Source organism: Streptomyces sp. PL-25 (assembly GCF_058344915.1).
The window spans coordinates 773,712-795,815 of sequence record NZ_CP136997.1 but is presented as its reverse complement, the minus strand read 5'-3'; the positions used below and the strand labels follow the sequence as shown (position 1 = coordinate 795,815).

The window sequence follows — 22,104 nt, the reverse complement described above, 5'->3', positions numbered from 1 at the left end:
GTGAAGATCGCGCTCATGGACTCCGGAATCGGGCTGCTGGCGGCCACCGCCGCGGTACGGCGCCTGCGCCCCGACGCGGATCTCGTCCTGTCCCTGGACCCGGCCGGCATGCCCTGGGGCCCGCGCACCCCGCAGGACCTCACCGCACGCGCCGTCGCCGTCGCCGAGGCCGCCGCCGCACACGCTCCGGACGCCCTGATCGTCGGCTGCAACACCGCCACCGTGCACGCGCTCACCGCGCTGCGGGAACTCCTGGAGCCGGACCTCCCGGTCATCGGCACCGTCCCCGCGATCAAGCCGGCCGCGGCCGGCGGCGGACCGGTCGCCATCTGGGCCACACCCGCCACCACCGGCAGCCCCTACCAGCAGGGCCTCATCCGCGACTTCGCCGGCGGTGTGCCGGTCACCGAGGTGCCCTGCTGGGGCCTGGCCGAGGCCGTCGAGCACGCCGACGAGGCGGCGATCGACGAAGCCGTCACCGCCGCCGCCGCACTCACCCCCGACCAGGTGACGACCGTCGTCCTGGGCTGCACCCATTACGAACTGGTCGCCGAGCGCATCCGGCACGCCGTGCAGCGCCCCGGGCACCCCCCGCTGGTCCTGCACGGATCCGCCGGTGCCGTCGCCGCCCAGGCGCTGCGCCGGATCGGCGGCCGCCCCGCGCCCACAGCCCCGGCCGAGGGCACCGTGACGGTGCTGCTCAACGGCTCCGAGGGCGCCCTGCCCGCACCGGCCCTCGCCTACGCCGAAGGGCGCCTCCTGCGGGCCGCCACGCCCGCCCGCTGACGCACCGCCCCATCGCCGCCCGGGGCCGGTCGCGCCCCCGCGCGGCGAGCGCCCGGGACACTCCCCGTGTGCGACGCGCTACCCAGGCGGCGAAACCTGGGTAACCTCGAAGGCATGAGGGACCCTTCCCGTGTCGAGAACGGCCCGCATCCCGAGGTGTGGACAGGGCGGGCCACCAACCGGTTCCAGTGGCTGCTGGCGCTCGTCGGCGCCGCCTGCCTGGCGCTCGGCATCGAGCTCGCCGTCGACTCCGCCTGGAGTTCCGGCGTCCTCGCCCTGGTGATGTCCGTCGTGGGCTGCATCGCGGCCGGACTGCTGGTCCTCTTCGGCACCCTCGCCTTCGTCCACGTCGCCCTCAAGGTCGACAAGGAGTCCCTGGAGGTGCGCTGCGGCCACATCGGCCTGCCGCGCCGCCGCATCCCGCTGGCCCATGTGGCGGGCGCCGATTTCGCCCCCCATGTCACCCCGCGCCACTGGGGCGGCTGGGGATACCGCTGGCGGCCCGAGAAGGGCACCGCGGTGGTCGTACGGCGCGGCGAGGGCGTCGTGCTGCGGCTGTGGGACGGCCACACCTTCACGATCACCGTCGACAACGCCGAGTCGGCGGTCCGGGTGATCAGGGCCCGGCTGCGCCCGCCCGCACCCGGCCCGGCCTGAGTCCGAAGCCCACCACCGCGCGGGCCTCCGGAGCCACGGCCGGGGCGGTCTCCTGGAAGCCCCAGGTCCGGAGCCCGCCATTCCGCGCCCCGCCGCTCCCGTCCACTCTGCGCGCGCCGGTGACGGCCCGGACACCGGTTCACGCCCGTACACCGTGCTGCCAAGGGGCAGGAAAGCCGCCGTACACTCCCGGGGTGACCGTCACCGCAACCTCCGCCGACGAGTCGGACCGGGTGAGCCCGCCCTCCGCCCGCGCACCCTGGCCCGCGCGACTCGTCCGGCTCGTACCCGCCGTCGTGGCGGCACTGTCCGGCCTCCTCCTCTACGTCAGCTTCCCGCCGCGGACCCTGTGGTGGCTGGCCCTGCCGGCCTTCGCCGCCTTCGGCTGGGTACTGCGCGGGCGCACCTGGAAGGCGGCACTCGGCCTGGGCTACCTCTTCGGCCTCGGCTTCCTGCTGCCCCTGCTGGTGTGGACCGGCGTAGAGGTCGGCCCCGGCCCCTGGCTGGCGCTGGCCGCCGTGGAGGCACTCTTCGTCGCCCTGGTGGGCGTCGGTGTCGCGGCGGTCTCCAAGCTGCCCGCCTGGCCGGTGTGGGCGGCGGCCCTGTGGATCACCGGCGAGGCGGCACGCGCGCGCGTACCCTTCCATGGCTTCCCCTGGGGCAAGGTCGCCTTCGGCCAGGCGGACGGCGTGTTCCTGCCGCTGGCCGCGGTCGGCGGCACCCCCGTCCTCGGCTTCGCGGTCGTCCTGTGCGGCTTCGGCCTGTGCGAGGCCGTACGCCTGGCGGTCCAGGGGCGGCGCACCGGGACCCTGCGGCGCCCGGCCGCCGCCGTCGCGCTGCTGAGCGTGGCCGTGCCGGTGGGCGGTGCGCTGGCGGCCCGCACCCTGGTCAGCGACAAGGCCGAGAACGGCACCGCCACCGTCGCGCTGATCCAGGGCAACGTGCCGCGCGCGGGCCTGGAGTTCAACGCCCAGCGACGGGCCGTGCTCGACTACCACGCGCGGGAGACCGAGCGGCTGGCGGCCGAGGTCGAGGAGGGCAAGGCACCCCGGCCCGACGTGGTGCTCTGGCCGGAGAACTCCTCCGACATCGACCCGCTGGAGTTCCCGGACGCGCGCCTGGTCGTCGACCAGGCCGCCAAGGCGATCGGGGCGCCCGTCTCGATCGGCAGCGTCGTGGAGCGCGACGGCAGGCTGTACAACGAACAGATCCTGTGGGACCCGGTCAAGGGCCCCCTCCAGACGTACGACAAGCGGCAGATCCAGCCCTTCGGCGAGTACCTGCCGCTGCGCTCGCTGCTCGGCGCGATCAACGGCGACTGGACCTCCATGGTCCGCCAGGATTTCAGCCGGGGCACCGCGCCGGGCGTGTTCACCGTCGGCGGCACCCGGATCGGCCTGGCCACCTGCTACGAGGCCGCCTTCGACTGGGCCGTGCGCGACACGGTCACCCACGGCGCGCAGATGATCTCCGTGCCGAGCAACAACGCGACCTTCGACCGCAGCGAGATGACCTACCAGCAGCTCGCGATGTCCCGCGTCCGCGCGGTCGAGCACAGCCGCACCGTCACCGTCCCGGTGACCAGCGGCGTCAGCGCGGTCATCATGCCCGACGGGCGCATCACGCAGAAGACCGGCATGTTCGTTGCGGCCCACCTCGTCCAGAAGGTGCCCCTGCGCTCCTCGCGCACGCCCGCCACCGACCTGGGCGCCCTGCCGGAACTCGCCCTCGTGCTGGTCGCCGCTGGCGGCCTGGGCTGGGCGATCGGAGCCGGTGTGCGCGGGCGGCGCGCCCGGGACGTGTGACCGTACGCCGGTCGGACGCGCCCGGCCGCCCCGCGGACCGGGCGGTGACCTGGGACGTCCGCCCGTTAGGGTCGGCCCCATGGCTACTCCTGACTTCATCCGCACGATCCGGGCCTCGGCGGGCAACCAGCTGCTGTGGCTGCCCGGGGTCACCGCCGTGGTCTTCGACGACGAGGGCAGGGTCCTGCTGGGCCGCCGCTCCGACACCGGCAAGTGGTCGGTGATCGGCGGGATCCCCGAGCCCGGGGAGCAGCCCGCCGCCTGCGCCGTGCGCGAGGTGCACGAGGAGACCGCGGTGCACTGCGTCACCGAACGGCTGGTCCTGGTCCAGGCGCTGTCCCCCGTCACCTACGCCAACGGCGACGTCTGCCAGTACATGGACATCACCTTCCGCTGCCGTGCCGTGGGCGGCGAGGCCCGGGTCAACGACGACGAATCACTCGAGGTCGGCTGGTTCACGGTGGACGCGCTGCCCGAGCTCAACGAATTCGCCCTGTTCCGGATCAAGCAGGCCCTGTCCGACGCCCCCACGTGGTTCGACACTACGGACCTTGGCTGAAGTGTGGGCCGCGCCCACATGTAGCGGGGCGGGGGGCCTGCCTAAGGTCGACACATGACCTCGCCCAGCCCGCACCCTGCCCCTCAAGGCCCTCCGCTCGACCTCGACGGCCGCACCGCGCTCGTCACGGGCGCCGCCGGCGGGATCGGCCGCGCCTGCGCGCTCCGGCTGGCCGCCGCGGGAGCAAAGGTCAGAGCCGTCGACCGGGACGCGGAGGGCCTGGCCGCACTCGCCGGACACTCCGCCCACCTCCCGGGCGTCCTCGAGCCCCGCGTCCTCGACCTCACCGACCTCGACGCCGCCGAACACGCGGCGGCGGGCACCGACGTGCTCGTCAACAACGCCGGGATCCAGCTGGTACGGCCCATCGAGGAGTTCCCGCCCGACGTCTTCCACACCGTGCTGACCGTGATGCTCGAAGCACCCTTCCGGCTCATCCGCGGCGCCCTGCCGCACATGTACGGACAGGCATGGGGCCGGATCGTCAACATCTCCTCGGTGCACGGCCTGCGCGCCTCCGCCTACAAATCGGCGTACGTCGCCGCCAAGCACGGCCTGGAGGGCCTGTCCAAGACGGCCGCCCTCGAAGGCGCCCCGCACGGAGTCACCTCCAACTGCGTCAACCCCGCCTATGTGCGCACCCCCCTGGTCGAACGGCAGCTCGCCGACCAGGCCGAGGCCCACGGCGTACCCGAGGACCGAGTCCTCTCCGACGTCCTGCTGAAGGACAGCGCCGTCAAACGCCTGATCGAACCGGAGGAGGTCGCCGAGGCCGTGGCCTACCTGTGCGGCCCGCACGGCTCCTTCGTCACCGGCAGCTCGCTGGTCCTCGACGGCGGCTGGACCGCCCACTGACCTGCACCGTCGTCACCGGGAGCGGAGTTTTCCACAGGGCCCGGCGGACCACGGGCCGATGGGGAATCCTGTGAGCATGTCCAGCGATCACGCGCAGTCCGCCGGGCGCCCCGCCGCCGACGCGGGCCCGCCGACCGGCACCGCCGCCCCGCCCGGCGGCGCCGCACCCCCGCCCGACGGCAGCGCGGGCACCCCGTTCCTCGAACTGCTGGCCCGCGGCGCACCCGCCACCGCCTACGAACAGCCGGTGCTGCTCGCCCGCGCCGAAGGCCGGCCCGCCGAGTGGATCGCCGCCCTCGACCACGCCAAGCTGCTCGCCCTGCGCGTACGCGCCGAACTGGAAGGACGCAGACGCCGCGAGGCCGAACTGTCGGCCCTGTTCGAGACCGCCCACGACCTGGCCGGTCTCAGAGACCTCGACGCGGTGCTCCAGGCCATCGTGCAGCGCGCCCGGTCGCTCCTCGGCACCGACGTCGCCTACCTCACGCTCAACGACCCCGCCCGCAAGGACACCTACATGCGGGTCACCGAGGGCTCGGTGGCGGCACGCTTCCAGCAACTGCGCCTGGGCATGGGGGAGGGACTGGGCGGCCTGGTCGCCCAGACGGCCCGCCCGTACGTCACCGACGACTACTTCAAGGACGCCCGGTTCCAGCACACCGGCACCATCGACGCCGGCGTGCAGGACGAAGGACTGGTCGCCATCCTCGGCGTCCCGCTCATGCTCGGCCCGCACGTCATCGGCGTACTGTTCGCCGCCGACCGCCGGGCCCGGGTCTTCGAACGGGAGCAGATCGCCCTGCTCGGCTCCTTCGCCGCCCTCGCCGCGGCCGCCATCGACAGCGCCAACCTGCTCACCGAGACCCGCGCCGCCCTCGCCGGCCTGGAACGCGCCAACGAGATCATCCGCGACCGCAGCGCCGTCATCGAACGCGCCTCCGACGTCCACGACCGCCTCGCCGAACTGGTCCTGCGCGGCGGCGGAGTCCACGACGTGGCAGCCGCCGTCTCCCAGGTCCTGGAAGACGGCACCGTCGAGTTCAGCGAAGCCGCCGCGGCACCCGCCGACGCCCTGGAAGCGTCCCGGGCCGAAGGACACGCGGTCCGCCACGGCGACGACTGGGTCGCCGCCGTCACCGCGGGCGGCGAACTGCTCGGCGCACTCGTGCTCCGCGGCCACCACGGTCTCGACCCCGTCGACCAGCGCACCCTGGAGCGCGCCGCGATGGTCACCTCCCTGCTCCTGCTCGCCCGCCGCTCCGCCGCCGAGGCCGAGCAGCGCGTCCGCGGCGAACTCCTCGACGATCTCCTGGACGCCCGTGACCGCGACCCCCGCCTGCTGCGCGAGCGCGCCACCCGGCTCCACGCCGACCTGGACGCCACCTACGTCGTCCTCGCCGCCCGCCTCGACACACCCGCCGCCGACGCGGACCAGGAGGCCGACGCCCGCCGCCGGCTGTGGTCGGCCGCCTCCCACCTGGCCGCCACCCGGCACGGCCTCGCCGCCGCCCGCGACGGCGGCACGGTCCTCCTGCTGCCCCTCCAGCGCGGCGCCACCGCGACGGAACTGGCCCGCCGCACCGCCCGCCACCTGGGCACCGCCGTCCACGAGGCGGTCACGGTGGGCGCCTCCGCGCCCGTCGACGACCTGGCCGCCCACCCCGGTACGGCCACGGCCGCCTACGCCGAGGCCCAGCGCAGCCTGGAGGCCCTGCGCCTGCTCGGCCGCACCGGCGACGGCGCCGCCGCCGAGGACTTCGGCTTCCTCGGCCTGCTCCTGGCCGGCGAGCGTGACGTCGCCGGGTTCGTGGACCGCACCATAGGCCGGGTCACCGCCTACGACGACCGCCGGGGCACGGACCTCGTACGCACCCTGGAGGCGTACTTCGCCTGCGGCATGAGCCCCGTCCGCACCAAGGACAAGCTCCACGTCCACGTCAACACCGTCGCCCAGCGCCTGGAACGCGTCGGCCGCCTGCTCGGCGAGGACTGGCAGACACCCGCCCGCGTGCTGGAGATCCAACTCGCCCTGCGGCTGCACCGCCTGTCCTCGCCTGCACGGGGCTGATCGGGGGGAGAGAGGAGGGAAGGGGAGGAGGGGGAGGGGGGAGGGGCCCCGGGGGGAGTGAGAGCGGTGGAATCAGACAGCGCGGGCGGTGTCGGCGTCGCCCGCCGCAGGCTCACCGTCCTCCACGGCACCGGCACCGGCACCGGCACTGGCACTGGCACTGGCACCGTCGCCGACGGCATCGAAGGAGGCGTCGGCGCCTTCGGCAGCGGCGAGATCACGGTGCCGGGTCTCCTTGGCCACGCCCACGGCGATCAGCGTCAGCACCGACGCGGCGATGACGTACAGGGAGATCGGGGTGGAGCTGTCGTAGTCGGAGAGCAGCGCCGTGGCGATCAGCGGGGCGGGCGCGCCCGCGGCGACCGAGGCGAACTGGGCGCCGATGGACGCTCCCGAGTACCGCATCCGCGTCGCGAACATCTCGGAGAAGAAGGCGGCCTGCGGGGCGTACATGGCGCCGTGCAGGACGAGTCCCACGGTCACCGCGAGGATGAGGTTGCCGAAGCCTCCGGTGTCGATCAACGAGAAGAACGGGAACATCCACAGCCCGACACCGGCCGCGCCCAGCAGGTAGACCGGGCGGCGCCCGATCCGGTCCGAGAGGGCGCCCCAGGCGGGGATCACCGCGAAGTGCACGGCGGAGGCGATCAGTACGGCGTTGAGCGCGGTCTGCTTGGACACCCCGGCGGACGTGGTGGCGTAGACGAGGATGAAGGCGGTGATGACGTAGTAGCTGATGTTCTCCGCCATACGGGCGCCCATCGCGATCAGGACGTCACGCCAGTGGTGCCGGAGCACGGAGACGAGCGGCAGCATCTCCGCCTGGGCCCCGGGGGCGTCCGCCCGTGCCGCCTTGCGGGCCTCGGCCTGTGCCAGGGCCTGACGGAACACGGGTGATTCGTCGACGGACAGACGGATCCAGAGACCGACCATGACGAGTACCCCGGACAGCAGGAACGGGATCCGCCAGCCCCAACTTCCGAAGGCGTCGTCGGACAGCAAGGCGGTCAGCAGCGACAGCACACCTGTGGCGAGCAGTTGCCCCGCCGGCGCGCCGGTCTGCGGCCAGGAGGCCCAGAAGCCCCGCCGCCGCGCGTCCCCGTGCTCCGACACCAGCAGCACGGCCCCGCCCCATTCACCGCCGAGCGCGAACCCCTGGACGAGCCGCAAGGTGGTGAGCAGCACCGGAGCCGCTGAGCCCACGCTCGCGTGCGTGGGGAGCAGCCCGATGGCGAACGTCGCCCCGCCCATCATGAGCAGGCTGAGCACCAGCAGCTTCTTGCGTCCCAGCCGGTCGCCGTAGTGCCCGAACACCAGCGCGCCCAACGGCCGCGCCGCGAACCCGACCGCGTACGTCAGGAACGACAGCAGCGTCCCCACCAGCGGATCCGAGTCCGGGAAGAACAGCTTGTTGAACACCAGCGCGGCGGCGGACCCGTACAGGAAGAAGTCGTACCACTCGATGGTGGTCCCGATCAGGCTGGCGGCGACGATGCGCTTGAGGCTGGTGGGGGCTGGTGGAGCGGCTGCGGGCGACGACATCGGCACCACTTCCTGGGGCGTGACGGGGACGTTTGCGTGTCGCCACACCGTAGGAATCCTCAGGTCAAGCGCACATGTGGCGGGGCAACATAGTTCGAGGGTTCGCTATGCGTGCGGCCACTATGACGACTCGTGGAAAGACGGATCGCTCGTTGAGTGGTTACTGCAGGAGTTCCGCCAACTCAGTTGCGCGGGGCGGCATCCGCAACTGGAGATGGTGTCCGGCCCGCCTGGAGAGTACCGCGACGCGGCTTCACCCCGCGCTCTCTGAGCCGATGTGGACGAGCAGCGGTGCGGTGCCGTCCTCTGCGGCGATCCCGCGGGCGAGTTCGGCCGCGCGGCGACGATGCGACGGCTCGGACAGGCAGGTCGTGATCGCGTCGCTGAGGGCCTTTGCGGTGAGCTCCCGGAACGGCACAGGCCGCGAGGCAACTCCCAGCGCGTAGAGCCGAGACGCCCAGAACGGCTGGTCGGCCATGACGGGAACAGGCACTGCGGGCACGCCGGCCCGCAGTCCGGCTGCGGTGGTACCTGCCCCCGCATGGTGGACGACAGCGGCGGTGCGAGGGAACAGCCAGTCGTGCGGGACGTCGCCGATGGCCAGGACGTCGGCGCCGCAGCCGTTCAAATCGGCCCACCCCGCCTGGACCACCGCACGCATGCCTGTCCGCTTCACCGCCGCTGCCACCAGCTCACTGAGCCGTTCCCCCTGCCCCGCCGCCATACTGCCGAAGCCGATGAACACCGGGGGCGGACCAGCCTGGAGGAAGTCGACCAGTTCGGCCGGGGGGTGCCAGCCGTCCGGGCGTGCGGGCCACCAGTAGCCCGCCACTTCGACCCACGACGGCCAGTCCTCGGGGCGCGGCACTACCAGCGGGCTGAAGCCGTGGAAGACCGGCCGGACGTCCACCGGCGCCGAGGACGCGTCTGCGGGCAGGCCGAGGCGAGCACGCAGGCGGGTCACGGCGCCCGTGAAGACCCCTTCCGCGCGCTTCAGCACATCCCGGCCGGCGGCGAGGTTGCCCTCCGGCCCCAGGTCATCGATGCTCCGGGCGTTGGGCAGCGGGAACTGTCCGGTGGCGAAGGACGGTGCGAGATAGGTACCGATGACAGGGACGCCGAATGCTTCGCCGGCCGTCCGGCTGAGCGGCGCCGGTCCGAAAGCAGTGAGCAGTAGATCGGCTCCGCCGGCCACGGCCTCAGCCACCCCATCGGCGAGCCCGTCCGCGTACGCCTTCGTCAGCGCCTGAGCCTCCTTCCGCGACGCCGCCCGGGCCAAGTCCCGGATCAGCCCCTGCGGGTCTCCCGGCACAGGCCGGTGGTCGAGACCGCACCCGCCGACGAGTGCGGCGAAGGACGGGTGAGCGGCCACGGCGACCTGATGGCCCGCACCCAACAGACGCCGCCCCAGTCCCGTGAAGGGCGCGATGTCTCCGCGTGAACCGGCGGTGATGATCAGAATTCGCATGGAGCGATTCTCCTCGGCGAGCGCCGTCCGGCCACCGTCGCCAGCCACCTTGCTACCGCAACCGAGAGTCGATGTGTGCTGTCGATACTGACTTCGGCTCGTCAGGGCGAGCTGTCCCGGATCGCGACGAGCTCGGACGGAAGCTTCGTCCGGGCACGGTGGCGACCGGTTGCCGTCCTCCGTCGCCCTTTCGGGGGCATGTCGGCTTCGGCCTGCCCCCGACTCGGTCGACTACCAGCCCGCGCGCCGGTGGACGGACCGGCCGTCCTGACCCGGCCCGCTCATGCTGCCTACCGGCTACGCGACTTGGAGCGAGGTGGCCACGCGCACGAGGTCGGCCACCGGCCGTGACCGGCACTCCGGCAGCCAGGCGAGTACCGTCGTCACGGGCGGCGCGTCCGTCACCGGCACGGCGACCAGGTCCCGCCGCAGGTCGACAGCGGCCGAGGCGGGCAGGACCACGGTGGCCCGGCCGAGCGCGATCAGCTGGAAGAGCTGGGTCAGGTTCCGCACCGCGACCCCGGGGCCCTCGGGGCAGCTGCCGTCGGGGGCGGGCCAGCGCGCCGGGGGAGGGCCGGGCGCGGCCGTCACCTCGGCCTGCCGCACCGCCGTCCGGCCGGCCAGCATGTGGTCGCCGGGCAGGACCGCCACCTGCCCCTCGGTCAGCAACGCCTCCGTGTCGAGTCCGGTGACGGCGTCGAACGGCAGATGCAGCAGCGCCACGTCCGCCCGCCCCGCGCGCAGCAGCTCCCGCTGTTGGTGCGCCTCGCACAGCAGCAGGTCGACCGGGCACGCGCCGGGATGCGCACCGTACGCGTCGAGCACCTTGGCCAGCAGCTCACCCGCCGTACCGGCCTTGACCGCCAGGGCGATACGCGGCCTTCGCTCGGCCGCTTCCCGGGTGCGGCGCTCGGCGGCCTCCGCTGCCGCGAGGATCGCCCGCGCCTCCGTCAGCAGAACCGCTCCCGCATCGGTCAGTCCGACCCGGCGGCTGGACCGCTCCAGCAGCACCACTCCGAGCCGTCCCTCCAGGCCGGCGAGCGCGCGCGACAGCGCCGGCTGGGCGATCCCCAGCCGCTCGGCCGCTCTGCCGAAGTGCAGTTCCTCCGCGACCGCGACGAAGTACCGCAGCTCACGCATCTCCATGTCGGCACCGTAACCCGTCCGGAGCGCGACCGATGCCGCGAAGGCATCGCTGCCAGACCCGTACGGTGTTGGTCCCCGGCCCTCGGCCGCCGATGCTGGCGGACATGAGCGGACAGACGATCGCGCTGGTCACCGGCGCGAACAAGGGAATCGGATACGAGATCGCGGCGGGCCTGGGCGCGCTCGGCTGGAGCGTGGGTATCGGCACCAGGGACCCGGGGCGCGGTGCCCGGGCCGCAGCGGCACTGTGTGCGAAGGGGATCGACGCCTTCGCCGTCCCGCTCGACGTCACCGACGACGCCGGCGTGAGCGCCGCCGCCCGGCTAGTGGAGGAGCGCGCGGGCCGGCTCGACGTACTCGTCAACAACGCCGGTGCGGCGAGCGGTTGGCCCGACGAGCCGACGTCGCTCGATCCCGCCGCCCTCCTGCGGCTGGTCGACACCAACGTGGTCGGGGTCATCCGGGTCACCAACGCGATGCTGCCCCTGCTGCGCCGCTCCGCGCATCCGCGGATCGTCAACCAGTCCAGCCACGTCGGCTCCCTGACCCTGCAGACCGATCCCGGCACCGACCTCGGGGGCATCAGCGGGGGCTACGCGCCGACGAAGACCTTCCTCAACGCGGTCACCGTCCAGTACGCCGCCGAACTCCGCGGCACCCCGGTCCTCGTCAACAACGCCTGCCCCGGCTATGTGGCCACCGACCTGAACGGCTTCAGCGGCACCCGCACCCCCGAGGAGGGCGCACGGGTCGCGATCAGGCTCGCTACCCTCCCCGACGACGGGCCGACCGGGGGCCTCTTCGACGACGAGGGCCCCGTGCCCTGGTGAACCGGCGCACGGGCCGCCGCACGTTCGGCGGGCCGTCGCACAGGAAGCCGATCGTGCTCAGGACGGGGCGCCGTCACAGCGGCGGGCCGTGCCGTCGGCGCGGGGAGCGGGGCCTCGCCGGGTGATACGGCCGGACCATCCCGTACGCCCGGGGAGGGTGCCCGGACCCGGCCTGCCGGACCGTGCGTTTCGCGCGGTCGGGGCGAACTTCCGGCAGGTCGCCAGCTCGCCGCCCCACCCGGCGAGCAGCGCCTTGACCTCCGGCCCGGACGGTGGAATCCGCAGCGCCGCGTCCTTCGACCCGCGCGGCCGGTCCATCTCGTCGATCGGGCACTCGCTCACCCGACCGGTCACCCGCTCGGCGAAGCCCGCCGCACCTTCCCGAAGCACGCGTCGGCATCGGGCCGCTCCATCTCCCACTGCGGGCGGCCGAACCAGGACCGCATCTGCTCCGGTGCCCGACGTCCCTGCGGATCGTGTCGTCCGCCGGCCCCGCCGAGGCCCGCACCAGCACGAACCCCCGCCATCACGTCGTCGGTCTCGAACTGCTCCAGCTCCTCCGCCGTGACTGGCGGCCGGACATCACGCAGGTCCTGTACGGCAGCCGGCGCCGGCCCGAGCCCCCTCACCTTCAGTCAGTTCGCGTACCGACCGGACACGGTGAGGACGTTTCAGGAATCCCGAAGTCGCGGTCGGTCCGCGAACCCCTGCCCGAGAGAGGACGAACCCCCAGGCCACGAGGTCGAAGTCGCAGAGAGGTTCAGAGCAACCCACGGGATATCGCACAGTCGTCGCGGGGCCGGAAACAGCTGGACGACCGCACCTTGCTCAACGGGACCGTGTGGAGATTCCGTACCGAGACCGTTTGGGGGGACGTAGCGAGCCCTCGCCTCCCGCGACGATCCCCATGACCGACCGGCAGGCGGGCAGGCCTTCCGGTCCGCCGTCCTCGGTGCGGTGGGGGAGCAACGGCTGGCCCCGTGCAGGGCGCGGGTCGGCCGCACGGACCGGCTCCCGAGTTGAGCCGGGGGTCAGCCACAGATGCGGGCGGTCGTTACGGCGCCGCCCGCATTCTCGTCGTCCGTGCCAAGGACCGCGACGCCGGAGCCGGACACGCAGTCCACTGCCTCGACCTTGTGGCCCTTGAACTTCCGCAGCACCTCCGGGGACTTGGCCATCGTGAGCCGCACCCGGCCCGAGCGGTCGAGCGACACCGAGCCCGCGTCGCTCACCGCTGAGTCGAACGGCCCGTCGTCACCCTCGTCCGACGCCGAAGCGATCAGCAGCCGACCCGAGTCCGTGACGGAGAGGTCGGAGACGTGTCGGACGTCCCCCGTGGGATACGGAGCACGGTAGACGGCCTTCGTCACGGCGCCGAACACCGACTCCCCGTACTTGTTGAACGACAGTGGTGCCGCGTAGAGCGTCGCCGCTCGGTCATCGCCCTCGCCCCTGTCGGCCCAGACCGCCACCAGCTTGCCATGGCGCGAAACCAGCGTGAGGCTCTCGAAGTCGTCGCCCTGACCGATCGCCGGGAGCGGCGAGAGGTCGCGGACCTCGGCCGCGGTTCCGTCGTCGGTGACCTCGAGGTGGTAGACGAGTCCCCGGCTCGCCACGGCCAGGTACTCGTCGGAGGTGCCGGGCACCGCTTCGAGCGCCTCCAGGTCGATCGGCTCGGCATCGCCCCTCCAATCGAGCGGCTGCACGGCGGTTGCGCGCCCGGGCCCACCGGGGCGGTAGGTGAGTCGGGCGATGCGGCTCTCTCCGGGCAGCTTGTTGTCCCGGGCGACCAGAGTTCGGTAGGTGCTGCCCGAGCGTGAGACGACGGCGAGCCCGCTGATGCCGCTTCGCATGTCGTGTCCGGCCGGTTCCCATCGGTGGGCCGTGGTCGTCGGCGCGTCACTTGTCCGGGCCGCAGTCACTCCCGTGGTGGCGACCACGGCAACCACCGCACCGAGCAGGGCGATGGTGGGCAGGACAGCCTTACGCATGCTCATGAACTTCTCCTGGTGACGTGACGCGCGTAGACAATCGGGTTGGCCGGGAACGTACTGGCCCGGGCAGTCTCCCGGCAAGAGGCGTGACCACATGACCGGTGGGCGGTCCGGAGAGCCGCCGAGCCTGTCGAGTAACGGATGCGCAAAGAGCCTTGCTGTCACTGGGTGACGCGCGTAGATATAGAGCGACCTGGCGCGCGGGCCGTCTCCCTGCCGCTTGGTCCACCTTGCCCCGGGATCATGCCCACGCTCACCGTATGACAGGCTCTGCGCGCGGCAACCCGCGCACGCTCCAGGCTCTCGCGCATGCTCGCGTGGATCGGCAGCAGATCGTCGCGCAACTGATGGCCCACGGTCGTGAGCCGTACGTCTCGCCCGTTCCCCCGGTCGAAGAGCACGGCGTTCAACTGCCGCTTCTGTTTGGCGATCGCCTGGCTGACCCGTGCCTGCGACACGTACAGCCGCTCGGCGGCCCGCCCGAAGTGCAACTCCTCCGCCAGCACCAATAAGAAGATCTCGATGTCCCGCAGTTCCATCGCCGACGCCCCCGTCGTCATTCTCCCCATGTCGAGCCGGGAGCCCCGTCCCCACCTGGCACCGCCCGTCGCGATCGGCGACGCGCACCGTACACGGGCCCGCCAACAGCGGTGACCTGCGGGCCGGAAGCCGGAAGCCGGAAGCCGAAGGCCGGGGAGGCGGATGTGGCTTGCTGGAGGGTTCTCGCCCGTCGGGACGCGCTCTAGACTTCGACCGCTCCGCAATCCGGCGATCTTCTGGAGGGTGTGCAGGATGGGCCGAACTCTCATGACCGCGTTGGCGGCAGCAGCGCTGGTCGTGTCCGGGGGCGGTGTCGCCTCTGCTTCCGATGCCCCGCCGCGGATCACGCACGGTCCTTGCCAGTACACCCAGACGCCGGACGACCCGGCGGCGCGGCCGGTTCCCCTGCCGCCCGATCCGCGGCGCACCCCGAGTCACGGCACGGTCGAGACGGCTGTCCGGACCACTCGGGGTCCTCTCCCGCTGCGGCTGGACCGCGCGAAGGCGCCGTGCACGGTGCAGAGCTTCGTGCACCTGGCGCGGCACCGGTTCTTCGACCGTACGGTGTGCCATCGGCTGACGGCGTATCCGACGCTGAAGGTCCTGCAGTGCGGCGACCCGACCGGCACCGGTGAGGGCGGGCCGGGGTACAAGTACAAGGACGAGCTGCCGGTGGACCTGCCGCAGGCGCCGAGCGATCCGACCGGCGTCCGCCGCCTCTACGGGCGCGGCTTGTTGGCGATGGCCAACGCCGGTCCGAACACGAACGGTTCGCAGTTCTTCGTCGTCTACGGCGACTCCGTGCTGCGACCGGACTACACGGTGTTCGGCACGGTCGGTGCCGCCGGTCTGAAGACGCTCGACAAGATCGCTGCCGGCGGCATCGAACCGACTGCGGAGGACCCGGTGCCCGTCGACGGCACACCCGTGCTGCGGAGCGAGCTGCTCAGCGTCCGGCCGTCCTGCCGGCCCAGGTAGGGCCGTGCCCGGTCCCGTCCGGCAGCGAATGGAAAACCCGCTCACCGTCTCAGCATGAACGTCCCGTCGCCCCCGTCCTCCAAGGACAGGGGCGACGGCGGCGTACGCACGGCCGTCAGGCCAACTGCTCGGCCGTGCGCGGAGCCGCCTCCCTCGCCTCGCTGACGATCCGCCGCACCAGGTCTCCCGCTGACGCGAGGTCGCTGGCCCCGTCCTCGTTGGCGGAGTCGCGGGCCACCCGGGCCGTGTTGCGCAGCTCGCGGAGAATGAGACGGGTGTCGAGTTCGAAGGCGTCGATGATGCGCTGTTCGACCGAGTCGGCGACGGGCGCCGGTAGTCGTCGTAGGACGGTGGTGTGATCGTCGGCGGGAAGGGCGGGAAGGGCGGGAAGGGCGGGAAGGGCGAGTTGTGCCGGGAGAGGGAGCAGGCCGCGAGGGGTTCGGGAAGCGGCTCGTGGAACTCCTCCGGGACGGGGCGCGTCTTTTCTGTTGTAGATCATGGTCTAGGAGAGGACGCAAGGTGAGTGACCGCGAGCGAGGCCAGGACACCGAGCACGCGGCCGGGGGAGACGCCCCCTGGTGGGCCGGGATCGGGCCGGTCGGCGGTGCGGTCCTCGCCGTGTGCGGGGCGGGGCTGCTGCTGTGGCTGGTGCTGCGCGGAGCCGACGCTGACGACGACTGGTCCCACTACTACGGGGCCGGCAAGATCCTGGCCATCGGTTGTGTGGTCGCCGGGACGACGCTCCTGGCCCGCCGTCGCGGCTGAGGAGCGTTCTGCGGGAGGGGCGGGCGCGCCCGCGATTCCTGCGCGCTCGCCCGACCTGACGGCCCGCGACGTCACCGTTGCCGGAGGGCCCCCTCCGTGCGCTGTCCACCGGCCAGCGCGTTCAACTCCGTGATCTGGTCCGGGTGCAGCCGTACCGCCGCCGCAGCGATGTTCTCCTCCAGATGGCTCAGGGACGCCGTGCCGGGAATCGGCACCATGTTCTCGGCCCGAGCGAGCAGCCAGGCCAGCGCGATCTGAGCCGGTGTGGCGCCGATCCGCGCGGCGAAGCCGCCGAGCGGGCTGTCGGGCTGGGCCAGGGCGCCGATGTCGAGCGGGAACCAGGCGATGAACGGGAGCCCCTCGCGCGCGCAGTGTTCGAGCACGTCCTCGTGCTTGCGTTCCGTGATGCTGTACTGGTTCTGGACGGAGGCGATCTCGACGATCTCCCGGGCGGCGGTGATCTGGTCCACCGTCACCTCGTTGAGCCCGATCGCGCCGATCTTCCCCTCCTCCTTCAGCTTCTTCAGCTCACCGATCTGGTCCTCGAACGGCACCAGGGGGTCGACCTGGTGCAACTGGTAGAGGTCGATGTGGTCGACGCCCAGCCGGCGCATGCTCAGCACACACTCCTGCCGCAGGTACTCCGGACGCCCGAGGACCGCGTAGGAACCCGGACCCGACTGCGTCTGGCCGCCCTTGGTCGTGATCAGCACGTGCTCCGGAAAGGGGTGCAGTGCCTCGCGGATGACCTCCTCGCTGATGTGCGGCCCGTAGACGCTGGCGGTGTCGATGAAGTCGACGCCCAGCTCGACCGCGCGCCGCAGGAGCCGCACCGAGGCGTCACGGCTGGCCGGCTCCCCCCAGACCCCGGGCCCGACCAGGCGCATGGCCCCGAAACCGAGCCTGTGGACGGTCTTTCCGGCGATCTCGATGGTCCCGGACGCGTGGTTGACGCGGTTCCCGAGAGGCTGGTCATCGGCCATGTGCACTCCTTGTCGAGCCTTGCGAATGGCGTGTGAACACTGTACTGACGGCGTGCGGGGGAGGTGTACGAGCGCGGAACCGACGCTCCGGCGCAAGTGGCGCTGTGGCGACAGGAATTGGGGAAGTGACAAGAATTGAGGACGGGAGTGTCAGCCGCCCGAGAGCGACGCGGACCTGACCGCAGCCGCTGCCCGCTTGCGCCGCCCGCGCAGCAGGACGACGACGAGTGCGAAGACCTGGAGCAGCGGGTCCAGGCCCGGCAGGTCGGCGGTCACCTCGGTGTGGAGGTGCCCGGTGCGGCGGATCGTGCCGACGGGCTCACCGTCGCCGTCGAGCATGGTGTGCTCCCGGCCCGCCGCCGCGGTCTGCCGGAACCGGACGACCCGCCCGGAGGACGTGAGGTTCCAGTTGCGGCGCACCCGGTCCGTGGTCGCGAGGGCGGTCCCGTCGGCGTCGAGCAGTTCGTGGACACCGCTGAAACGGTGAACGCGGACGAGGTAGTCGGTCCCGCGCAGAGTGAACCGCGCGCCGATGCGGCCTCCGCGCAACGAGAACGTCGTCAGCGCCCGGCCGTCCTCGGTGAGCTCGTACTGCTGGGCCGGGACGTGGATCCTCTTCGCGTGCAACATGTCTCCACTGCACCACCGGGCCGCCGGTCGCACCCATGCCATCTGTCATGCATGAGCGGGTGACAACCCGGACGGGCGCGCCGGACATGGGCGGTGCACGCTTTCCGCATGACGCACACAGCACTCACCGGGCCGCCGCTCCGGCGCCCCCGCGGCAGCCGGGCGTAGCATGCTCGACGTGGGCGCACGCGATCCGGACGAGTTCTCCGCCGACCGGTGGCCCGACTGGAGTTTCTGGAAGGACCAGCCCGACAGCCCCGAGGCGTACGGCCGGGGCCGGGGCAGGAACCGGGGACGCGTGGTCGTCGCCGCGGCGACGACGCTGGCTTCCCTCACCCTGATCGCTCGGGCCGTGGACATCGCGCACGGCACCGGTCCTGCGCTGCTCACCCGGCTCGCGATCGGCTTCGTCGCCTGCTACGCCCTCGGCTGTCTGCCGGCGTCCTGGTACGGGCCGATGGCGCTGCGGCGGGGGCGTGTCGCCATCGTGGCCGTGATGTTCCTGCTCGGGGCGGCGCCGGCCGTGCTCCTAGCGTCGCCGTACTACCTGACCGACCTGACCTACGCCCTCGCGATCGGGCTCATGCTCCTGCCGCTGCGCCACGCCCTGCTCCTCGGCCTCGGCACGGTGCTGGGGCAGGTCCTCTGGATGCGGCTCGCGCAGGGCGAGGTGGCCTGGGCGCAGGTGGCCATCCTCGTCGGCGTGACCGCGGCACTCGGCACCGTCTTCGCGCTCAACTTCACGATCGGCCATCTGCGGGCCGCGCGCGAGCAGGTCAGGCGGCTGGCCGTGAACGAGGAGCGGGAACGGGTCGCCCGGGACATGCATGACGTCCTCGGTCACAGCCTCTCCACGATGACCGTCAAACTGGGGCTGACCCGGCGCATCCTGGAGTCCACCGGAGACGTGGCCCTCGCCGTCGGCCAGGTCACCGAGCTGGAGACCATGGCGCGCACGGCGCTGTCGGACGTGCGCGCCACCATCTCCGGCTACCGCACCCTGTCGCTGGACAGCGAGCTCGCAGGTGCCCGCCTGGCCCTGCGGGCCGCCGGAGTACGGGCCGATCTGCCCGCCGCGACCGATGCCGTGCGCCCCGAGCTGCGCGAGGTGTTCGGCTACGTCGTGCGGGAGGCGGTGACCAACGTGCTGCGGCACTCCGACGCCGAACTGTGCACGGTCCGCGTGGGACCCGACTGGGTCGAGGTCACCGACAACGGCAGCCCGGCCGGCGATGCGGCCGCCGGGAACGGACTCACCGGACTGACCGAACGCATGGCCGCCGTGTCGGGCACCCTCGGACACGGGCCCGCCCCCGGCGGCGGGTTCCGGGTCGTCGCCCGCGGGCCGGGCCCGGCGCCCCCGCCCGAGCCTCCGCAGTCTCCGCGATCTCCGCAGCCCCTGCGGCCTCCGCAGCCTTCAGAGAAGACCGAGCGGCCAGGAACCGAGCCGACGGGAACCGAGCCGACGGGAAACGACCCGACAGGAACCGACCCGACAGGAAACGAGCCGACATGATCCGCGTCCTGCTGGCCGACGACCAGGCACTCGTACGCGGTGCCCTCGCGGCCGTGCTCCGGCTCGAACCCGACATCGACGTGGTCGCCGAGATCGGCACCGGCACCGAGGTGCTGGCCGCCGCGCAGCGGACCGCGCCCGACATCGCGCTGCTCGACGTGCAGATGCCCGGCCGGGACGGCCTGACCGTCGCCGCCGACCTCCAGCGGGCGCTGCCCGGCTGCCGCACCATCATCTGCACGACCTTCAGCCGCCCCGGCTACCTCGCGCGGGCGATGTCCGCGGGCGCGGCCGGATACGTCGTCAAGGACTCCCCGCCCGAACAACTGGTCGACGCGATCCGCCGGGTCCACGCCGGACTGCGCTTCGTGGATCCGGCCCTCGCCGCGGAAGCGCTGGCCGGTGGCGCGAGCCCGCTGACCGGACGCGAGGCGGACGTGCTGCGCGCCGCCGCCGAGGGCGGCACCGTGGCCGACATCGCCAGGGCGCTCCGGCTGTCCCAGGGCACCGTGCGCAACCACCTGTCGTCGGCGATCGGCAAGACACAGGCCCGCACCCGCGCCGAGGCGGCCCGGCTCGCGGAGGAGAGCGGCTGGCTCTGACCGCCGCCCGCGTGGAGTGACGCGCAGGGATTCTGCCCGGTGGCGCCGTGTGTACGGCCGTCCCTAACCTGCGATGTTCAAACGTCTGATGTTTGTGTACGGTGTCCCCATGAAACGCATCAGCGCACCGCGGCGGACGGCCAGCCTCTCCGCTCAGCTCGTGGACAGCCTCCGCTCGCACATCGAGTCGGGCGGCTGGCCGGTGGGGACGCGGATCCCGCCGGAGCAGGCCCTCATCGAGGAGCTCGGGGTCGGACGCAGCACGCTGCGGGAGGCGATCGGTGCACTGGTGCACCTGGGCCTGCTGGAGCCGCGGGCCGGCGACGGCACCTATGTCCGCTCCTCCAGCGAACTCCAGTCGGTCATGGTGCGGCGGGCGAGTTCCGCGCAGCGGGACAACGTACTGGAGCTGCGCACCGTCCTGGAGGAGTACGCCTCGGGGACCGCGGCCCTGCGCCGCAGCGAGAGCCAGTTGCGGCAGTTGCGCGAGCTGCTGGCCGACGCCGACGCGGCCTGCGCGGGAGAGGACACCTCCGCGGCCACGAGCGTCGACGCGCTCTTCCACCGGGCCGTGGTCCGGGCGAGCGGGAACGACCTGCTGATCGAGGTGTACGACTACCTCGGCACGGCGCTCACCTCGTCCCTGGGGGGTCTGCCCTGGGACGCCGCGCACGCCGAGGAGCACGCCCGTCTGCACCGGCGGCTCGTCGATGCGATCGAGGCCCAAGACCAGGGCGGCGCCCGCGACGCGGCGGCCGCGATCGTCCGGCTCACCCATGACCACGAGACCAGCACGACACGAGCAGCGGAGGACCAGTGAGCACGCGGCCGGCATCGATGTCCCGTCAGCATCCCGCCCCTGGATCGTCCGCCCCTGGATCGTCCGCCCCCTGGATCGTCCGCCTCCGGATCGTCCGCCTCCGGATCGTCCGCCTCCGGACCATCGGCCTCCGGTCCCGCCCGGCCCGCCGTGTCGGTCGGGCTTCTCGTCGCCATCTGTCTCGTGGCGGCGAACCTGCGCACCACCCTCACCGGCGTCGGCGCGCTGCCGGAGATCGAGCACGGCAGCGGCCTGACGGCGAGCTGGGGCGGCCTGCTGAGCACCCTCCCGCTGCTGACGTTCGCCGCCACGTCGCCCCTGGTCGCCCGCGCGTCCCACCGGTTCGGCAGCGCGCGCCTGCTGGTGGCGGCGCTCGGTGTGCTGGCCGTCGGGACGGTGGTCCGCTCCCTTCCCTCCGTCGTCTGCCTGTTCGCCGGAACGGTGATCCTCTCCGCGGCCATCGCGTTCGGCAACGTACTGCTGCCCGCTCTGATCAGGCGGAGCGTGCCCGCGCACCGTATCCAGGGCGTCAGCGCGCTCTATGTGACCGTCATGGGCCTCATGGCCGCGGTGTCCTCCGGTGTCTCCGCGCCGCTGGCCCACAGCGTGCCGGGGTCCTGGCGCACCGCGCTGGCCTGGGGCGTCGCCTTCACCGTCGCGGCGTTCCTCGCCTGGCTGCCCCGGATCCGGGGTGACAAGCCGCAGGAGTCCGGGGGCGCGGCCCACAGCCCGGTGCCGTGGCGGTCGCGGCTGGCCTGGCAGGTCACCTTCTTCATGGGCCTGCAGTCCCTGGCCTTCTACACCGCCGTCGCCTGGCTGCCCAGCATCCTGATCGACCGCGGCATGAGCAGCACCACGGCCGGATGGATGCTCTTCTCCTACCAGGTGGTGTCCCTGGCGGCCAGCAGCCTCCTGCCCCTGCTCACCCGTGGCCGCCACGACCAGCGCTGGACCGCGGCCGGGGCCTCGGTCCTCGTGGCGGGCGGCTTCACCGTACTGGCCGCCGCCCCCGCGCTGTCCGTCCTGGCGTGCACCCTGCTCGGACTCGGCGGCGGAGCGTGCCTCGTCCTCGCGCTGACCTTCCAGAGCCAGCGCGCCGGCAGCTCCGGCGAGGCCGCCGCGCTGGCGGGCATGGCACAGTCCATCGGCTACCTCGTGGCGGCGGCCGGGCCCCTTCTCCTCGGCATCCTGCACGACACCACGCACAGCTGGACGCTTCCGCTCGTCGTCCTGGCCGTCCTCGGCGTCGCCACGGCGGTCGCCGGACACGGTGCGGGACAGGACCGGCACCTGCATCAGCCCTCCCACTGAGACGGCCGGTCCGCGCCGGAGGGGAGGCGGACCGGTCCGCTCGGCGGGCCCCGGCCCGTACCATCCGGTGCGGACCTCGCTCTGGACCTTTGACGGGGAGCCGTCGATAGTGGACCGGATGCCGTCAGGGGCGGAGGGAGGCACGCGATGGCGAGCGGTTCGCCCTCGGTTCCCGCCGGTCGGCCGACGGACAGCGACCGTACGGGTTACCCGCCGGGCCCCGGTCCGGCCGGTCCGGCCGGTCCGCCC

At 72.7% G+C, this 22,104-nt stretch carries 21 protein-coding genes; 13 read left to right on the top strand and 8 right to left on the bottom strand.

The annotated features are described in order from the left end of the window. From R4Z62_RS03435 to R4Z62_RS03410, 6 genes are all read left to right on the top strand, one after another. The gene (locus tag R4Z62_RS03435; RefSeq protein WP_382844310.1) at positions 1–786 is read left to right on the top strand and encodes a glutamate racemase; all 786 of its coding nucleotides are present in this window, start codon (positions 1–3) and stop codon (positions 784–786) included. 114 nt (positions 787–900) lie between these two features. Next, positions 901–1,443 carry a hypothetical protein gene (locus R4Z62_RS03430; RefSeq protein WP_064531335.1) on the top strand — a complete coding sequence of 181 codons (543 nt, stop codon included), beginning with the start codon at positions 901–903 and terminating at the stop codon, positions 1,441–1,443. 194 nt (positions 1,444–1,637) lie between these two features. Continuing rightward, positions 1,638–3,248: an apolipoprotein N-acyltransferase gene (gene lnt, locus R4Z62_RS03425; protein ID WP_064531334.1), complete on the top strand. Its 1,611-nt coding sequence runs from the start codon at positions 1,638–1,640 to the stop codon at positions 3,246–3,248. A 79-nt stretch (positions 3,249–3,327) separates the two neighbouring features. Continuing rightward, positions 3,328–3,807 (top strand): NUDIX hydrolase, encoded by a 480-nt coding sequence (locus R4Z62_RS03420; protein WP_064531333.1) that lies wholly within the window; start codon positions 3,328–3,330, stop codon positions 3,805–3,807. Between the two features lie 54 nt (positions 3,808–3,861). Next, positions 3,862–4,662, top strand: coding sequence for a 3-hydroxybutyrate dehydrogenase (locus R4Z62_RS03415; RefSeq protein ID WP_491519088.1), 801 nt, complete (start codon positions 3,862–3,864; stop codon positions 4,660–4,662). 76 nt (positions 4,663–4,738) lie between these two features. Further along, on the top strand, positions 4,739–6,730 hold the full coding sequence (locus tag R4Z62_RS03410; protein ID WP_491519087.1) for a helix-turn-helix domain-containing protein: 1,992 nt from the start codon (positions 4,739–4,741) through the stop codon (positions 6,728–6,730). A 72-nt stretch (positions 6,731–6,802) separates the two neighbouring features. On the opposite strand, the gene R4Z62_RS03405 is transcribed toward R4Z62_RS03410, so the two are convergent. The 3 genes from R4Z62_RS03405 to R4Z62_RS03395 form a co-directional block, all read right to left on the bottom strand. Beyond that, positions 6,803–8,272, bottom strand: coding sequence for an MFS transporter (locus tag R4Z62_RS03405; protein WP_491519086.1), 1,470 nt, complete (start codon positions 8,270–8,272; stop codon positions 6,803–6,805). Between the two features lie 253 nt (positions 8,273–8,525). After that, complete coding sequence (locus R4Z62_RS03400) at positions 8,526–9,740, bottom strand: glycosyltransferase (RefSeq protein WP_491519085.1); 1,215 nt, start codon at positions 9,738–9,740, stop codon at positions 8,526–8,528. Between the two features lie 297 nt (positions 9,741–10,037). Further along, entirely contained in the window at positions 10,038–10,886 is an 849-nt protein-coding gene (locus R4Z62_RS03395; protein WP_491519084.1) for a LysR family transcriptional regulator, read from the bottom strand. Positions 10,887–10,978: 92 nt separating this feature from the next. On the opposite strand from R4Z62_RS03395, the gene R4Z62_RS03390 reads away from it, so the two are divergent. After that, positions 10,979–11,716 (top strand): SDR family NAD(P)-dependent oxidoreductase, encoded by a 738-nt coding sequence (locus tag R4Z62_RS03390; RefSeq protein WP_491519083.1) that lies wholly within the window; start codon positions 10,979–10,981, stop codon positions 11,714–11,716. A 1,031-nt stretch (positions 11,717–12,747) separates the two neighbouring features. On the opposite strand, the gene R4Z62_RS03385 is transcribed toward R4Z62_RS03390, so the two are convergent. Both R4Z62_RS03385 and R4Z62_RS03380 read right to left on the bottom strand, forming a co-directional pair. Beyond that, positions 12,748–13,713, bottom strand: a complete 966-nt coding sequence (locus R4Z62_RS03385; RefSeq protein WP_491519082.1) for a hypothetical protein — start codon at positions 13,711–13,713, stop codon at positions 12,748–12,750. 158 nt (positions 13,714–13,871) lie between these two features. Further along, complete coding sequence (locus R4Z62_RS03380) at positions 13,872–14,249, bottom strand: LysR family transcriptional regulator (protein WP_491519081.1); 378 nt, start codon at positions 14,247–14,249, stop codon at positions 13,872–13,874. A 406-nt stretch (positions 14,250–14,655) separates the two neighbouring features. Here R4Z62_RS03380 and R4Z62_RS03375 point away from each other — a divergent pair, with 406 nt between their 5' ends. Further along, entirely contained in the window at positions 14,656–15,228 is a 573-nt protein-coding gene (locus tag R4Z62_RS03375; RefSeq protein ID WP_491521831.1) for a peptidylprolyl isomerase, read from the top strand. A 115-nt stretch (positions 15,229–15,343) separates the two neighbouring features. Here the strand turns inward: R4Z62_RS03375 and R4Z62_RS03370 are convergent, their stop codons facing one another. Further along, positions 15,344–15,727 carry a hypothetical protein gene (locus R4Z62_RS03370; protein ID WP_491519080.1) on the bottom strand — a complete coding sequence of 128 codons (384 nt, stop codon included), beginning with the start codon at positions 15,725–15,727 and terminating at the stop codon, positions 15,344–15,346. A gap of 20 nt (positions 15,728–15,747) precedes the next feature. On the opposite strand from R4Z62_RS03370, the gene R4Z62_RS03365 reads away from it, so the two are divergent. Beyond that, positions 15,748–15,993, top strand: coding sequence for a hypothetical protein (locus R4Z62_RS03365; RefSeq protein ID WP_064531328.1), 246 nt, complete (start codon positions 15,748–15,750; stop codon positions 15,991–15,993). A gap of 71 nt (positions 15,994–16,064) precedes the next feature. On the opposite strand, the gene R4Z62_RS03360 is transcribed toward R4Z62_RS03365, so the two are convergent. Further along, positions 16,065–16,976, bottom strand: coding sequence for an aldo/keto reductase (locus R4Z62_RS03360; RefSeq protein WP_491519079.1), 912 nt, complete (start codon positions 16,974–16,976; stop codon positions 16,065–16,067). Positions 16,977–17,126: 150 nt separating this feature from the next. Continuing rightward, entirely contained in the window at positions 17,127–17,606 is a 480-nt protein-coding gene (locus R4Z62_RS03355; RefSeq protein WP_064531326.1) for a hypothetical protein, read from the bottom strand. 169 nt (positions 17,607–17,775) lie between these two features. Here R4Z62_RS03355 and R4Z62_RS03350 point away from each other — a divergent pair, with 169 nt between their 5' ends. The 4 genes from R4Z62_RS03350 (at position 17,776) to R4Z62_RS03335 (ending at position 21,855) form a co-directional block, all read left to right on the top strand. Further along, a complete protein-coding gene (locus R4Z62_RS03350; RefSeq protein WP_491519078.1) occupies positions 17,776–19,122 on the top strand; it encodes a sensor histidine kinase in 1,347 nt (448 codons plus the stop codon). Further along, the gene (locus R4Z62_RS03345) at positions 19,119–19,724 is read left to right on the top strand and encodes a response regulator transcription factor (protein ID WP_064531325.1); all 606 of its coding nucleotides are present in this window, start codon (positions 19,119–19,121) and stop codon (positions 19,722–19,724) included. The genes R4Z62_RS03350 and R4Z62_RS03345 overlap by 4 nt, the downstream gene beginning before the upstream one ends. A 109-nt stretch (positions 19,725–19,833) precedes the next feature. Further along, positions 19,834–20,544: a FadR/GntR family transcriptional regulator gene (locus tag R4Z62_RS03340; protein WP_355475724.1), complete on the top strand. Its 711-nt coding sequence runs from the start codon at positions 19,834–19,836 to the stop codon at positions 20,542–20,544. Positions 20,545–20,727: 183 nt separating this feature from the next. Further along, a complete protein-coding gene (locus R4Z62_RS03335; protein ID WP_491519077.1) occupies positions 20,728–21,855 on the top strand; it encodes a CynX/NimT family MFS transporter in 1,128 nt (375 codons plus the stop codon). Positions 21,856–22,104: the final 249 nt, after the last annotated feature.